Raw genomic sequence first — 13,829 nt, forward strand, 5'->3', positions numbered from 1 at the left:
CGCAGCGACGATTGGCATCATCTTCGCACATTCCGCCACCATGGAGTTCCCATGTCACTGATCGACGAACGCCAGGACTTTTCCACCATCGCCGACCTCTTCCTGCTTCACAGCAGCATGCAGTCGCCGGCCTTTACCGATGGTCGGCTGTGCGCCCAGCTCGCCATGCACGATATCGACCCCGCCGCCTGGCTTGCGGAAGTGTGTGGTGTGCTGGGTGTCGAGCAGCCGCGCGACGAGTCATCCGCCGAGCGCTTCCTGGCCTGGCGTCGCCAGACCCTGGAGGCCCTCTCCGGCAGCGAGCTTGGCTATGAACCACTGTTGCCCGATGAGCTCTTTTCCCTAGGCGAGCATGCCCAGGGACTCAAGGAGTGGACCCTGGGCTTTCTGGAAGTCATCGAGGATGCCGGCGAGGCGCCTCGGGAGGCGTGGTCGACATCGCTGCGCGAGGCGCTGGAAGACCTGAGTGGAATCGCCGCCATGCCGGACGATCTCGAGGAGGATGCCGAGAACGAGGATGACCTCTTCGCCCTGGTCGAGCACGTTCGCATGGCGGCCATGCTGCTCTATACCGAGCAGCATCCTGGCCAACCCCAGGTCGAGGATACCGAGTCCACCACGCGCCACTGAATGCTTCAACGCCGACAAGGAGTGCCCATGTTGCCCGAGACGTTGCCCGAGACGTTGCCCGAGGCCCTGCCGCGCCCGGCCCCGGTCGCCACTGCCGAGTATCGATGGCGCCGCCAGGCGTTGATGGCGTCCCTGCCCGATGATGCCGCGGTGCTGATGCCGGGGGCGTCCCTGGTTACCCGCTCGCGGGACAGCGAGTTTGCCTTTCGTCAGGACAGCGATTTCCACTACCTCACCGGCTTTCCCGAGCCCGATGCCCTGTTGCTGCTGCTGCCGGGGCGTGCCGAGGGAGAAAGCGTATTGTTCTGCCAGGATCGCGACCCCATGCTGGAGGCCTGGACCGGTTTCCGCCTGGGGGCCGAGGGGGCCGTTCGCGAGCACGGCGTCGACCAGGCCTTCGAGAATGCCGAGCGCGACGCACGTCTCGTCACGCTACTCGATGGACGGCGCACGCTCTACCTGGCGCTGGACAGCGCCGAGGCGATGGGGCTGGCCCAGGAGATTCGCGCCGACCTCGTGGCTCGGCAGCGGCACGGGGCGTGTCCTCCCGAGGCCCTTGCCGATGTGGCGCCGCTGATTCACGAGGCGCGGCTGGTCAAGAGCCGGGCCGAGCTCGCCCTGCTGGGTCATGCCGCCGAGGTCTCGGCCCGCGGCCATCTGCGCGCCATGCGTGCGGTACGCCCGGGGCTACGGGAGTACCAGCTGCAGGCGGCGCTGGAGCACGAGTTTCTCTGGCAGGGTGGCAGCGGTCCGGCCTATGCCAGCATCGTCGGTGGCGGCGCCAATGCCTGTGTGCTGCACTATATCGAGAATCGTGCGCCGCTCCGGGACGGTGACCTGGTATTGATCGATGCCGGTGCCGAGTTCGACCTCTATGCCGGTGATATCACCCGTACCTTTCCGGTCAACGGTCGCTTCAGCGACACCCAGCGGGCACTCTACGAGGTGGTGCTTGAGGTGCAGGAACGTGCGGTGGCCGCGGTTCGACCCGGCACCACCCTGACGGCGATTCATGCCGAGGTGGTGCGTGGCCTTACCGCCGGGCTGATCCAGCTGGGGCTGCTCGAGGGTGACGTTCAGTCGCGTATCGACGACGGGAGCTATCGACGCTTCTACCTGCACTCTACCTCCCACTGGCTGGGGCTGGACGTCCACGACGTGGGCGCCTACCGCCGGGATGGCGAGCCTCGGCCCTTGATGCCGGGCATGGTGCTTACCGTGGAGCCGGGGCTCTACGTGCCCGATGACGACGATATTCCCGAGGGTTTCCGCGGCCTCGGCATTCGCATCGAGGATGACGTGGCGGTGACCGATGAAGGCCATGCCGTGCTGACGGCCTCCGTGCCGAAATCGATTCCCGCCATCGAAGCGTTGATGGCGGAAAAGTGAGCGTGAATAAAATGGTTTTAATTTCTTTATGTAATTTACATTATGAATGATTTCGACATGACACACCCGGCGGCAGAGAGGGTGGATATCGCCATTGTGGGGGGCGGGCTGGTAGGGGCCAGCCTGGCCTGTGCGCTGGCGCCGCTGATCGAACGATACCGGCTCTCGGTCGCGGTGATCGAGGCATCACCCGTTCTCGACCAGGCCGCGGCGCCCTGGCAGCCGAGCTTCGATGCCCGGGCCAGTGCGATTTCTCTCGGCACTTCCCTGCGCTTCACCGATATGGGGGTGTGGCCGGCGATGGCCGAGGAGGCCGCCGCCATTCGCCACATTCACGTCAGCGAGCGCGGCCATTTCGGTGCTACCCGCCTCGATGCCGGGGAGCTCGGGTTCGAGGCGCTGGGCCATGTGGTGCCCAACGCCTGGCTGGGACGAGTATTGCATCGGCGCCTCACCGGGCTCCCCGTGGACTGGTATTGCCCGGATCGGGTCGAGGCGATAGCGCCGACACCCGAAGGGTATCGCCTGGCGCTCTCTACCGGCACCAGCCTGCAGGCGGGGCTCACGGTGTTGGCCGATGGCGGGCGCTCCGGGCTGAAGGAGCGTCTGGGTATCATCAGCGATACGCGGCCCTATGATCAGGTCGCCTTGATCGCCGGCGTCGAGATGAGCCGCCCCCATCGGGGGGTCGCCTGGGAGCGGTTTACCCGCGACGGACCCATCGCCCTGTTGCCGATGCGGGGCCAGACCATGGAGCTGGTGTGGACCCATGCCGCGGGTGAAGAACGACGGCGCCTGGAGCTGGCCGATGGCGACTTCCTGGCCGAACTCCAGGCCGCCTTCGGCGACCGCGCGGGGCGCTTTCGACGAGTGGGCAGTCGCCACGCCTATCCGTTGAGCCTGGTGACCGCACGAGAGACCACTCGCCCCGGGCTGGCGGTATTGGGCAACGCCGCCCATGCCCTGCATCCCGTGGCCGGGCAGGGCTTCAATCTGGCGCTGCGCGGTGTGATGGATCTGGTGGCCTCGCTGGAAGAAGGGCTGGTAAAAGGGCGCTCGATAGGCGCCGCCGAAGTGCTCGAGGCCTTCGATGCGCGCCGCGCCGCCGATCGGCATAACGTGACCCGCTTCAGTGACGGCCTGGTACGGCTGTTCGGTATCGACAGCCGGCTGCTCGGCCATGCGCGAGCCGCCGGATTGATCGGCCTCAATCTGGCGGGGCCGCTGCGGCGTGATCTGGCCCGCCGCGCCATGGGACTGGAGCGATAAGGGAAGCTGGTGGTGAGCCGAGAGGCGACAGGAGGAGAAGGCATGAAGGATGCAGGCGAGGAGAGTACCGCGCACGCGGCGGATGACCACCATGAGGTGATCATCGTCGGTGGTGGCATGGTCGGGGCCGCGTTGGCGGTGTTGCTCGGCGAGGCCGGCGTTGAGGTGGCGCTGGTGGATGCCAGGCCCGCCCTGCTGGATGGTGAGACGGTGGGGTGCGGGCGGCCGGCACGCCGCGTCAGTGCGCTGACACCGGTTTCGCAGCGACTGCTCGAGGGGCTGAAGGCCTGGCCGTGGATGGCGGCCCGGCGGGTCAGCCCCTATCGCTATATGCGGGTATGGGACGCCGAGGGCAGCGGTGAGGTCGATTTCTCCGCCGATGAAGCCGGCCTGCCGGTGCTCGGGCATATCGTCGAGAATGACGTCACCCTGGCGGCGCTGGAGCAGCGCCTGACGATGCTGCCCTCGATTCGCCTCTGCCTGGGGGCGCGGGTCGAAGGGCTGGAAGGCGGCGCCGAGGGGCGCTGCATCGTGCTGGAGGACGGCCGCCGGTTGAGCGCTCCCCTGGTGGTGGCGGCGGATGGCGCTCGTTCTCACCTGCGTGACCTGGCGGGTATCGCCGTCAGTGAGCGCGAGACCGGCCATGTGGGGCTGGTGACCACGGTGAATGTCGAGGTGCCCCATGGTCGGGCGGCGCGCCAGGCCTTCCTGCCCACGGGGCCGCTCGCCTTCCTGCCCCTGGCGGTGGACGGGGAAGAGCACCACTGTTCCATTGTGTGGTCCACCTCTCCCGACGAGGCCAGGCGCCTGGCCGATCTCGATCCTGGTGCCCTGGGAGAGGCGCTGGCGGCGGCCATCGATCATCGGTTGGGCGCGGTAACGGTGCTCGACGAGGCGGTAGGTTTCCCGCTGGTGCAGCGCCATGCCGAGCGCTATACCCTGCCCGGCTTCGCCCTGGTGGGTGATGCCGCCCATGGCATACACCCCCTGGCCGGCCAGGGGGTCAACCTGGGGTTGATGGACGCCGCGGTGCTGGCCGAGGAGTTGTTGACGTCACGCCGGCGAGGCGTAGGGCTGGGGGATGAGCGGGTGCTGGCCCGCTACGCACGCCGCCGCCGCGGCGACAATGCCGGCATGCTGGCGCTGATGGATGGCTTCCGACTGCTGTTCGGATCGCATCACCCGGCCCTGACGCTGGCGCGTAACCTGGGCATGGGTGGCGTGGACCGGCTGATTCCTCTCAAGCGGATACTGCTGCAGCAGGCCACCGGCCAGCGGGGCCGACTGCCTGCCACCTGTCGCTGAGCAGTTCTCAGCGGTCGCGTTGCTGGATCACGTTGAGGGCCTTGAGCAGGTTGAGTGCCTCACTCAGCTGATAGTCTTCGCGCAGTCGTTCGCTCTGCTCCGACCTTTCACGCGGGGCCTCCCGGGAATCCAGGTGGCCTGCCAGATCGGCCTCGCGAACGCCGCGGCCACTCTCGGTGACCTCCACGCGTCCTCGCACGACCCGTACATCGGGCTGGATGCCCTGGGCCTGGATGGAGCGGCCACCGGGGGTGAAGTAGAGCGCCGTGGTGAGCTTGAGCCCCTCATCATTGCCCAGCGGCATGATCTGCTGGACCGAACCCTTGCCGAAACTCTCGGTGCCCATTATCACGCCGCGATTCTGGTCCTGAAGGGCGCCGGCAACGATCTCCGCCGCCGAGGCGCTGCCGCCGTTAATCAACACTACCAGAGGGACATTGGGGGCCGTCGTGCTGGCATTCGCCGAGAAGCGCATCTCGGTATCCGGCAGGCGCCCCTCGGTATACACGATCAGCCCCTCATCCAGGAAGGCATCGGCTACCGCCACCGCGGCCTGCAGCACGCCGCCGGGGTTGTTGCGCAGGTCGAGTACCAGTCCGTCCAGCTCGCCGTCGCGGTTCAGCTGGCGGATGTGTTCATCGACCTGGTCACCGGTGCGGGTCTGGAACTGGCTGATGCGCAGATAGCCGAAGTCGGGGGCCAGCAGCTCGCTCTTCACGCTTTCGGTGCGGATGTTCTCCCGTGACAGGGTGACGCGCCGCGGTGAGCTTTCGTTCAGACGCAGGATGGTCAGCTCGATCTCGCTGCCTGGATCGCCGCGCATCAGGTCGACGGCCTCCTGCAGCGACATGCGCTCGGTTGGCGTGTCATCGATGCGCAGGATCTGGTCGCGGGCCTGCAGGCCAGCTCGGGACGCAGGGGTATCATCGATGGGCGTGATCACCGTCAGCTGGCCGTCCTCCATGCCCACCTCGATGCCGATGCCGCCGAACTCCCCCTGGGTCGACTCGCGCAGGCTCTGAAACGCCTCGCGGTCGAGATAGGAGGAATGCGGGTCGAGTTCGCTGAGCATGCCACGCATGGCATTGTGGAGCAGGTCGGCATCATCGACTTCCTCCACGTAGGCGCGCTTGATGCGCTCGAACACCTCGGCGAAGGTCTGGATCTCGGCCACCGGCAGCTCGTCATCGACGGTTTGGGCCGGCGCCGTCAGCGGCAGCATCAGCAGGGCCAGAGGCAGCAGCCCGGCCAGCAGGCGTCGAGGCGAGCAGAGGCGAGAAAGCCTGCCTGGCAGGGAAAGCGCTGGGGTCATGCGAACTCCGCGGTTCCAAAACGGTGAGCGCCCAGCATAGCCCGCCGTCGGCGCGCATGGAAAGCGTTCAGCGTCGGGCGATCCACGCCTGGGGGTCGATGGGGTCGCCGCCGCGGCGCACCTCGAAGTAGAGGGCCGGGTGCCGATGGCCGCCGCTCATGCCCACGGCGCCGATCGCCTCGCCCTGAGAGACCGGCCGGCCCACCTGGGCACTAAAGTGTTGCAGGTGGGCGTGGAGGGTCATCACGCCATCGCCGTGATCGATGATCAACAGATTGCCGAAGCCGCGTAGCCAGTCGGCAAACACGACCCGGCCGGCATGTACGGCGTGCACCGGACTGCCTTCGGCGGCCTGGATCAGGATACCGTTATGATGCACGGCCTCGCCGGCGCCGAAGCGCGAGACGATGTTGCCCTGTACCGGCCAGGGCAGTTCCCCGCGGGTGCGCTCGATGGCGGTGGAAGGCGGCGGACGCTGCAGGCGGGCCAGCTGCTCTTGCACGTCACGCAGTACCTGCTCGGCCCGCTCGCGATCCTGTTCCAGGGAGGCGAGTCGGGCGGCCTCGTCGCTGTGACGACTGTCCAGCCGGGCGATCAGGCCGGCACGCTCGCGCCGTTGGTCGACCAGCTCGGCGCTGCGTTCGGCGAGTTCGGCGGCGAGAGCATCGAGGCGTTCGCCACGGGTGTCGAGCTGGCGCCGGGTCTCGGCCAGGGCGACCTCGAGGTGTGCCAGTTCGTCGAGCCGGGCGCGGCGGGCCCGGGCCAGATGATTCAGATAGTGCTGGAGGCGATCCAGTCGCGCCGGGTCGTCCTGATTGAGCAGCAGCTTCAGCTGGGGCGAGCGACCCAGCCGATAGAGTCCATCGAGCTGGGTGTTGATGGCCTCGAGCTGGTCGCTACGCTCTGTATCGAGCTCATCGCGACGCGACTGCAGGGTTTCCATCTCTGCCCCCAGCTCGCGCTGCTCGGCCTGTAGCGCATCGAGGCGGCGATGCGTGGTAGCCAGCGAGGTCTCGATCGCCTTCAGCTGGCGAGCCGCTTCGTCACGGGCCTGGCGTGTCGATGACAGGCGCCGGTCGGCCTCCTCGATAGCGTCGCCGATGGCGTCGAGGTGTTCCTGTACGGCCTCCTCGCTGGGCTGGGCCGCCAAGGGTCCGGCCAGGCAGAGCGTCAGCAGCAGCGCGGCGAGGGGAGTGGCGACTCTGGCCATCCCGCCGCTCAGTCGAGCCCGAGCAGGGAGCGTCCGCCCATCTCCTCGGGGGCCGGCTGGTCCATCATCGCCAGCAGGGTCGGGGCGATATCGCACAGACTGCCGTCGTCGTGCAGCCGCGCCGAGCGTTCGCCAACATGGATCAGCGGCACCTGGAAGGTGGTGTGGGCGGTCTGGGGGGCGCCGGTCTCGGGGTGGATCATCTGCTCGGCATTGCCATGATCGGCGGTGACCAGGCAGGCGCCACCGGCGCGCTGGATGGCCTCGACCACCCGGGCCACGCAGCCATCGACGGTCTCGATGGCCTTGACCGCGGCGTCGAAGTCGCCGGTGTGGCCGACCATGTCACCGTTGGCATAGTTGCAGATGATCAGGTCGAAACGCCCCGAATCGATGGCCTCCACCAGGCGGTCGGTGACCTCATGGGCGCTCATCTCGGGCTTCTCGTCGTAGGTCTTCACATCCCGGGGGGAAGGCACCAGGATGCGCTCCTCGCCGCGATATTCGGCCTCGCGACCGCCGGAGAAGAAGAAGGTGACATGGGGGTACTTCTCGGTCTCGGCGATGCGCAGCTGGGTGAGCCCGCGGCTCTCGACCACTTCGCCCAGGGTGTTGTGCAGGTCCACCGGCGGGAAGGCCGCAGGCGCGGGGATGTTGGCGGCATAGCGGGTCAGGGTGACCAGGCCCTCGGCGGCTAGCCGGGGATGGGCGCGGCGCTCGAAGCCCTCGAAGTCGGCGTCGACGAGGGCGCGGGTCAGTTCCCGGGCTCGGTCGGCACGGAAATTCATGAACAGGGCGGCGTCGTCCTCCTCGAGGGTGACCGGCACGCCGGCCGGGCGCACGCTGGTGGCGGCCACGAATTCATCGGTCTCGCCGCGCTCGTAGGCGGCACGCAGCCCCGTCTCGGCAGCGGCGACGATATGCTCGCCTTCGCCCTCGGTAAGCAGGCGATAGGCCTTCTCGACGCGCTCCCAGCGGTTGTCACGGTCCATGGCGAAGTAGCGGCCGATGATCGAGGCCACGAAACCATTGTCGGCGCCGACCAGCTCGGCGAGGCGGGCGTTGGTGCGCTCGATGGAGGCCAGGGCGCTCTGGGGCGCCGTGTCGCGGCCATCCAGGAAGGCGTGCACGAAGACGCGCGTGGCGCCGCGGCGGGCGGCCAGTTCGGCGACGGCGAGGATGTGGTCCTCGTGGCTGTGCACCCCGCCCGGGGAGAGCAGGCCCAGCAGGTGCACCGCGCGGCCGGCGGCCACGGCAGCGTCGATGGGCGCGGTCAGGGGCTCGATGGTATCCAGTTCCCCCTCCTCGACGGCCTTGGTGATCCGCGTGAAGTCCTGATAGACGACCCGGCCTGCACCGAGGTTCATATGGCCCACCTCGGAGTTACCCATCTGGCCGTCGGGAAGCCCGACGTGGCGGCCATCGGTATGAATCAGGGTGTGGGGATGCTCGGCCCACAGGCGGTCCATGACCGGCGTGTCGGCGGCCTCCACGGCGTTGTGGGCCGGGTCGGGGTTGTGGCCGTAGCCGTCGAGGATGATCAGGGCGACAGGGCGCGGGGCGTTGGCGGTCATGGCGAGTGTCCTCGAAATATGGTGTGCAACAAGCGCGACCGGGCCCGGATAGCGGCTGTCACCTATCGTCGGCCGATACCGACCCTGTTTCGGGGGTCTTCGACCCTGGGCGTTCGGGGTCGCGGCAGGAAATATCTTGCGGCATCATAGCGCAGGCGGCATCGTTGCGTCATGGACCCTCGGCGGTCGACCGCCATGGCGCCCCGCCGCAGGCGGCCCGATTCGTCGGCGTCGACCTCGTGTATACTAGGCGCCCGAGCGCGGCCTAGCGCCCCTGTTTTCGTGTATCGAGACGAGAGTTATTCGCACCCATGATCGATCAGCTGTTTGAATTCGTGCAGAACCACCCGCTGCTGGTGGGCGCCTTCCTCCTGGTGCTGACCGCCTGGGTCTTTTACGAGGCGCGCAATAGCGCCGCCAGTGGCGTGACCTCCGGTGAGGCAACCCAGCTGATCAACCGCGAGGATGCGGTGGTGCTGGATACCCGGGAGGCGGGTGACTTCAAGGCCGGCCATATCGCCGGTGCCCGCAATATCCCCCAGAGTCGCCTCGACGATCGCCTGGGGGAACTCGAGAAGGTCAAGGAGAAGCCGATCATCGTGGCCTGCAAGCACGGTCAGGCCTCCGGCGCGGCCGTGGCCAAACTCTCCAAGGCCGGCTATTCTCGGGTGCTCAAGCTCAAGGGTGGCATGACACAATGGCAGGCCGATGGCCTGCCCGTGGTCAAGAAATAGCCTCTATTTACCGTACAAAAGGACCTTTCCCATGGCGGAAGAGAATAACCAGAGCGCCGACGGCCAGGCTGCCGGCCAGCAGGAAAAGCCCAAGCTGCAGTTTGCCGTGCAGCGTATCTACGTCAAGGACATCTCCTTCGAAGCGCCCAATTCGCCGGCGGTCTTCCAGCAGCCCTTCAAGCCCAAGGTGGGGCTGGAGCTGGACACCGCCAGCACCCAGGTGGGAGACGACCTTTATGAGGTGGTCATCAAGGTGACCGCCCAGGTGACGCATAGCGAGGAAGGCACCACCTCCTTCCTGGCCGAGCTCGAGCAGGCCGGCCTGTTCCGCATTTCCGGCATCGAGGGCGACCAGCTCGACCATACACTGGGTGCCTTCTGCCCCAATGTGCTGTTCCCCTATGCCCGCGAGTGCATCGACAATCTGGTCAACCGCGGCGGCTTCCCGCCGCTGATGCTGGCCCCGGTCAACTTCGAGGCGATTTACGCCCGCAAGAAGCAGCGCCAGGCCGAGCAGGGCCAGGACGCGCCGGCGACCCAGTGAGGTCGCTCACGTGGCTCTGAAGTGATGATCAAGAGATCGCCGCGTATCCATGTCGCCGCCGACCTCTGTGTCGGCGGCGACGTCGTTCTGCCCGAGGGCCCTGCCCGCCATGTAGCTCGGGTGCTGCGCCTGGGTGAGGGGGCCGCACTGCGGCTGTTCGATGGCGCGGGCCTGGAGGCGCGTGCGGTGCTGGTAGAGGCTACGCGCAAGCGAGTGGTGGCGCGCATCGAGGCCGTGTCGAGCGGTGCCGGCGAATCGCCGCTGGGGGTGCACCTGGGCCAGGCGGTCTCCAAGGGCGACCGCATGGACTACGCCATTCAGAAAGCCGTGGAGCTGGGGGTGGCCGCCATTACGCCGCTCTACACCGAGCATGGCGATGTGCGCCTCAAGGGGGAGCGCGAGGCGAAGAAGATCGCCCATTGGCAGGCCGTGGCGGCCAGCGCCTGCGAGCAGTGCGGGCGTGCCGTGGTGCCACCGGTGCATGCGCCCCTCACCCTGGCCGATTGGCTGGCCGAACGCGACGAGGCGCTGCGCCTGGTGCTGCATCCCGGCACCCCCGGCGCGCTGGAGCGCGAAGGCCGCCCCGCTACTGCCGCGTTGCTGATTGGCCCCGAAGGTGGCCTAAGCGCCGCCGAAGTGGAAAGCGCCCAGGCCGTGGACTTCGTACCCCTGACCCTCGGCCCGCGCATCCTGCGCACCGAGACCGCCCCGGTGGTGGCGCTGTCGCTGCTGCAGGCGCGCTTCGGGGATCTGTAGGGAATATGGGCTCGTACTAAAGCTGGGCGCGCACCGCGTCCATGGCGGACTCGCCTTCCAGGGTGGTGACGCCGTCGAGCCATTCGGCAATGACATCCTGATGTTCGGCGATCCACTCGCTGGCGACGTCGTCGGCACGGCGCTCATCGCGAGAGTAGGCGTTCACCCATTGGCTCTGGATTTCGCTGCCCACCACGAACTGTTCGAAGAAGCGCGCCAGGTTGGGGTCCTGCTCGGCAAGGTCGGAGCGCACGACGGTGGCGACATGGCCTTCCAGCTGGGCGGCGCCGGAGTCGTCGACGTCTTCCAGGTAGTGCATGTCGTAGGCGACGTTCATCCAGTGTGGCTGCCAGCCGATAAAGGCGGCCCATTCTCCGGCGTCAATCTTCTGGCCCACCTGGGCGAGCATCGCCGAGGCGCTTGACTCCTGCAGCTGCCAGTCGCCGAGGCCAAAACGATCCTCGTCGATCACGTTAAGCACGGCGTCGTTGATCCCCGAACCGGCCTCGATGCCGAAGATGCGGCTATCGAAGCTGTCGGCATGCTTGTCCAGGTCGGTGATGCTGCGCACGCCGGCCTGCCAGGCCTCGTCGTTGACGGCGATGCCGGTGATTGCCGAGGGCACGTTGTTGACGATTTCGATGATCGAGCCGTCCTCGAGCAGCGGGGCCAGCATATCCCGCTCCTGCGGGTACCAGCCGGCCAGATACACTTCGAGATCGCGCTGGGCAAGCCCATTGAGAATCACGCTGACCGCCAGTTCGCGCTGGCGTGTGCTGTAGCCGAGTGTCTCGAGCAACTGGCTGGCCACTTCGCTCTTGACCGTGATGCCGGGCCAGGGGGGCACGCCGAAGCGGACTTCATCGAGAGTCGATTGCTCAGGCGCGGCCTGTGCGGTGAGTGGCGTGAGCAGGGCGAACATGCCTGCAGACAGCGCACCGGCGATGAACCAGTGGCGAGCTGTGCGTGTGGCTTTCATGGGAACTCCCTCTATCATCAGTGAACGTGCCTACCCTGCATGAGGCGGCTGAAAAATGCCATGGCGGCCGGTCCTGTGGCGTGGATGTGGCACGCGCGTAGTGCGGGTGATCAGGGTCAGGCGTCGACCCATAGTTGCCGGTAGATCTCGATGATCTCGTCGGCGTCGGGAGCGCGGGGGTTGTTGCCGGGTGAACCGGAGGCCAGCGCCTGTTCGGCCATGCTGGGCATGAGTTCGAAGAAGCGTTTCCGCTCGATGCCGAACTGCTCGGGCGTGGGTACCTGCAGCTCTTCATTGAGGGCCCTGAGTTCGTCGAGCAGCTTGTGGTTGGCTGCATCATCGTCGTCCTGTTCCCCGGCCACACCGATGGCGCGGGCGCAGTCGGCGTAGCGCTCAGGCGCAGCGGGTATCGAATAGGCGGTCACGCTGGGCAACAGCATGGCGTTGGAAAGCCCGTGAGGCACATGGAAGTGGGCCCCGATGGGGCGGCTCATGCCATGCACCAGGGCCACTGAAGCGTTGGAGAACGCGATTCCAGCCAGGGTGGAGCCCAGCATCATGGCCTTGCGGGCCTGCTGGTCATCGCCCTGATGGTAGGCGCGGCGCAGGTTCGGACCGATCAAGCGCATCGCCGAGAGCGCCTGGCTGTCGCTGTAGGGATTACGCTTCTGGCTGACGTAGGCCTCGATCGCATGGGTCAGCGCATCGATGCCGGTATCGGCAGTGGTACGCGGCGGCACGCTAAGGGTGAGACGGTAGTCGATCAGCGCCGCCACCGGCATGAAGCCGATGCCGACGCAGAGCATTTTTTCGTCACTGGTTTCGTCGGTGATGATGGTGAATCGGGTGGCCTCGGAGCCGGTACCCGCGGTGGTGGGTATCGCGATGATCGGTAACCCCGCCTCGGTTACCTGACGGGGAAACTTGTAGTCGCGCATTTCGCCGCCGTGCTTGGCGAGTATTGCAATCGCCTTGGCACTGTCTATGGGACTGCCGCCGCCCAAGGCGATCAGGCCGTCGTAGCTGCCGTCGCGCGCCATTTCCACGCCGGCCTGAATGGAGCCGACGGTGGGCTCAGGCACGGTGGCGTCGAAGACATCTGCCACGACCTTGTGCTCGGCAAGAATCTCTTGAAGCCGGCTGACGTGGCCGAGCTGCACCATCGTCTTGTCGGTGATGATCAGTGGACGCCGACAACCGAGGCTGGCCAGCACGGCGGGCAGTTCTTGACTGGCATTGTCGCCGATCTGCATGAGGCGGGGCAGGATAATCTGAGTCGACATGGTGGCTCCCTTGAGGTTGTATTTGGACAATGAACGTCGGGCCTTTGTATCTTGGTAACATGCCCCCATACTAGTCGCCACACTTACTGCGGAAATCACTTTCATGTCCGACTCTCGTGATCGCCGTTCCGCCCGCGCCGTTCCGTCCCGCCGGGAGCCCATGCGCCGTGCGCGCGAGCCCAAGGCAAGCGTGGGTGAGGTAGCCTATTTGCCGGTGGTCACCGTCAACGATACCGGCGCCTTTCTCGACTGGGGCCAGCCCAGCGATCTGCTGCTGCCCTATGGCGAGCAGCGGTTCCGCCCCAGCGTCGGCAAGCGGGTATTGGTGCGCATCTACGAGGATCAGCAGGGGCGGCCGGTGGCCTCCCAGAAGCTGGAGCGCTTCGTCGCCGATGAGGCCGAGGGGCTTTCTGCCGGCGATGAGGTGACCCTGGTGGTCGCGGAGCAGACCGATCTCGGCCTCAAGGCAGTAGTCAATCATCGCTTCTGGGGCCTGCTTTACCGCGATGACCTGACCCGACCGCTGCGCCGCGGCCAGCGCCTGACCGGCTATGTGAAGCGATGGCGCGACGATGGACGCCTGGACCTCTCGCTGCTGCCTCCGGGCGAGGCGCGCCTGGACGTGGTGGGCGAGACGGTGCTCAAGGCGCTTCGCGAGAGCGGTGGTTACCTGCCGCTGGGCGACAAGAGCGATGCCGCCGAGATCAAGACGCGGCTGGGAGTGAGCAAGAATGCCTTCAAGCAGGCCATCGGCCGACTCTACAAGCGTCAACTGATTACCCTGGAACCTACCGGCATTCGCCTGGTGCCCGGGGCGTCGGCTGGCGACTAGCCGAGCCGGCCG

General features: G+C 66.9%; 13 protein-coding genes. 8 read left to right on the forward strand and 5 right to left on the reverse strand.

The window, feature by feature from the left end; genetic code table 11:
- The first annotated feature begins 51 nt into the window (after nucleotides 1-51).
- Genes Q358_RS0102180 through Q358_RS0102195 form a run of 4 tightly spaced genes read left to right on the forward strand, consistent with a single transcriptional unit; the run spans nucleotide 52 to nucleotide 4,593 of the window.
- Nucleotides 52-630, forward strand: coding sequence for a UPF0149 family protein (locus Q358_RS0102180; protein WP_027960537.1), 579 nt, complete (start codon nucleotides 52-54; stop codon nucleotides 628-630).
- Between the two features lie 27 nt (nucleotides 631-657).
- The gene (gene pepP, locus Q358_RS0102185; protein WP_043487517.1) at nucleotides 658-2,019 is read left to right on the forward strand and encodes a Xaa-Pro aminopeptidase; all 1,362 of its coding nucleotides are present in this window, start codon (nucleotides 658-660) and stop codon (nucleotides 2,017-2,019) included.
- A gap of 57 nt (nucleotides 2,020-2,076) precedes the next feature.
- Nucleotides 2,077-3,288, forward strand: a complete 1,212-nt coding sequence (gene ubiH, locus Q358_RS0102190) for a 2-octaprenyl-6-methoxyphenyl hydroxylase (RefSeq protein ID WP_027960539.1) — start codon at nucleotides 2,077-2,079, stop codon at nucleotides 3,286-3,288.
- Nucleotides 3,289-3,330: 42 nt separating this feature from the next.
- Nucleotides 3,331-4,593, forward strand: a complete 1,263-nt coding sequence (locus Q358_RS0102195) for a UbiH/UbiF/VisC/COQ6 family ubiquinone biosynthesis hydroxylase (protein ID WP_027960540.1) — start codon at nucleotides 3,331-3,333, stop codon at nucleotides 4,591-4,593.
- Between the two features lie 7 nt (nucleotides 4,594-4,600).
- Here Q358_RS0102195 and Q358_RS0102200 read toward each other — a convergent pair whose 3' ends face one another.
- The 3 genes from Q358_RS0102200 to gpmI form a co-directional block, all read right to left on the reverse strand.
- Nucleotides 4,601-5,905 (reverse strand): S41 family peptidase, encoded by a 1,305-nt coding sequence (locus tag Q358_RS0102200; protein WP_027960541.1) that lies wholly within the window; start codon nucleotides 5,903-5,905, stop codon nucleotides 4,601-4,603.
- 67 nt (nucleotides 5,906-5,972) lie between these two features.
- A complete protein-coding gene (locus tag Q358_RS0102205) occupies nucleotides 5,973-7,115 on the reverse strand; it encodes a murein hydrolase activator EnvC family protein (RefSeq protein ID WP_027960542.1) in 1,143 nt (380 codons plus the stop codon).
- Nucleotides 7,116-7,123: 8 nt separating this feature from the next.
- On the reverse strand, nucleotides 7,124-8,689 hold the full coding sequence (gene gpmI, locus Q358_RS0102210; RefSeq protein WP_027960543.1) for a 2,3-bisphosphoglycerate-independent phosphoglycerate mutase: 1,566 nt from the start codon (nucleotides 8,687-8,689) through the stop codon (nucleotides 7,124-7,126).
- A gap of 311 nt (nucleotides 8,690-9,000) precedes the next feature.
- Here gpmI and Q358_RS0102215 point away from each other — a divergent pair, with 311 nt between their 5' ends.
- From Q358_RS0102215 to Q358_RS0102225, 3 genes are read left to right on the forward strand one after another with little or no spacing between them, the layout of a single operon-like run.
- Nucleotides 9,001-9,423 (forward strand): rhodanese-like domain-containing protein, encoded by a 423-nt coding sequence (locus Q358_RS0102215; RefSeq protein ID WP_027960544.1) that lies wholly within the window; start codon nucleotides 9,001-9,003, stop codon nucleotides 9,421-9,423.
- A gap of 31 nt (nucleotides 9,424-9,454) precedes the next feature.
- A complete protein-coding gene (gene secB / locus Q358_RS0102220; protein WP_027960545.1) occupies nucleotides 9,455-9,967 on the forward strand; it encodes a protein-export chaperone SecB in 513 nt (170 codons plus the stop codon).
- 24 nt (nucleotides 9,968-9,991) lie between these two features.
- Nucleotides 9,992-10,723 carry a 16S rRNA (uracil(1498)-N(3))-methyltransferase gene (locus Q358_RS0102225; protein WP_051530136.1) on the forward strand — a complete coding sequence of 244 codons (732 nt, stop codon included), beginning with the start codon at nucleotides 9,992-9,994 and terminating at the stop codon, nucleotides 10,721-10,723.
- Between the two features lie 16 nt (nucleotides 10,724-10,739).
- Here the strand turns inward: Q358_RS0102225 and Q358_RS0102230 are convergent, their stop codons facing one another.
- Both Q358_RS0102230 and Q358_RS0102235 read right to left on the reverse strand, forming a co-directional pair.
- On the reverse strand, nucleotides 10,740-11,702 hold the full coding sequence (locus tag Q358_RS0102230) for an ABC transporter substrate-binding protein (protein ID WP_027960547.1): 963 nt from the start codon (nucleotides 11,700-11,702) through the stop codon (nucleotides 10,740-10,742).
- 116 nt (nucleotides 11,703-11,818) lie between these two features.
- The gene (locus tag Q358_RS0102235; protein WP_027960548.1) at nucleotides 11,819-12,985 is read right to left on the reverse strand and encodes an iron-containing alcohol dehydrogenase; all 1,167 of its coding nucleotides are present in this window, start codon (nucleotides 12,983-12,985) and stop codon (nucleotides 11,819-11,821) included.
- Between the two features lie 160 nt (nucleotides 12,986-13,145).
- On the opposite strand from Q358_RS0102235, the gene Q358_RS0102240 reads away from it, so the two are divergent.
- A complete protein-coding gene (locus Q358_RS0102240; protein WP_027960549.1) occupies nucleotides 13,146-13,817 on the forward strand; it encodes a CvfB family protein in 672 nt (223 codons plus the stop codon).
- The last annotated feature ends 12 nt before the right edge of the window (nucleotides 13,818-13,829 follow it).

Source organism: Halomonas halodenitrificans DSM 735 (genome assembly GCF_000620045.1).
Classification (GTDB): Bacteria; Pseudomonadota; Gammaproteobacteria; order Pseudomonadales; family Halomonadaceae; genus Halomonas; species Halomonas halodenitrificans.

Bases quoted from the DNA above. Each gene is read 5' to 3' on its own strand.
- pepP (WP_043487517.1), top strand. From the start codon at position 658: ATGTTGCCCGAGACGTTGCCCGAGACGTTGCCCGAGGCCCTGCCGCGC.
- Q358_RS0102200 (WP_027960541.1), bottom strand. From the start codon at position 5,905: ATGACCCCAGCGCTTTCCCTGCCAGGCAGGCTTTCTCGCCTCTGCTCG.
- ubiH (WP_027960539.1), top strand. From the start codon at position 2,077: ATGACACACCCGGCGGCAGAGAGGGTGGATATCGCCATTGTGGGGGGC.
- Q358_RS0102205 (WP_027960542.1), bottom strand. From the start codon at position 7,115: ATGGCCAGAGTCGCCACTCCCCTCGCCGCGCTGCTGCTGACGCTCTGC.
- Q358_RS0102225 (WP_051530136.1), top strand. From the start codon at position 9,992: ATGATCAAGAGATCGCCGCGTATCCATGTCGCCGCCGACCTCTGTGTC.
- Q358_RS0102235 (WP_027960548.1), bottom strand. From the start codon at position 12,985: ATGTCGACTCAGATTATCCTGCCCCGCCTCATGCAGATCGGCGACAAT.
- Q358_RS0102180 (WP_027960537.1), top strand. From the start codon at position 52: ATGTCACTGATCGACGAACGCCAGGACTTTTCCACCATCGCCGACCTC.
- gpmI (WP_027960543.1), bottom strand. From the start codon at position 8,689: ATGACCGCCAACGCCCCGCGCCCTGTCGCCCTGATCATCCTCGACGGC.
- Q358_RS0102215 (WP_027960544.1), top strand. From the start codon at position 9,001: ATGATCGATCAGCTGTTTGAATTCGTGCAGAACCACCCGCTGCTGGTG.
- Q358_RS0102240 (WP_027960549.1), top strand. From the start codon at position 13,146: ATGCGCCGTGCGCGCGAGCCCAAGGCAAGCGTGGGTGAGGTAGCCTAT.
- secB (WP_027960545.1), top strand. From the start codon at position 9,455: ATGGCGGAAGAGAATAACCAGAGCGCCGACGGCCAGGCTGCCGGCCAG.
- Q358_RS0102195 (WP_027960540.1), top strand. From the start codon at position 3,331: ATGAAGGATGCAGGCGAGGAGAGTACCGCGCACGCGGCGGATGACCAC.
- Q358_RS0102230 (WP_027960547.1), bottom strand. From the start codon at position 11,702: ATGAAAGCCACACGCACAGCTCGCCACTGGTTCATCGCCGGTGCGCTG.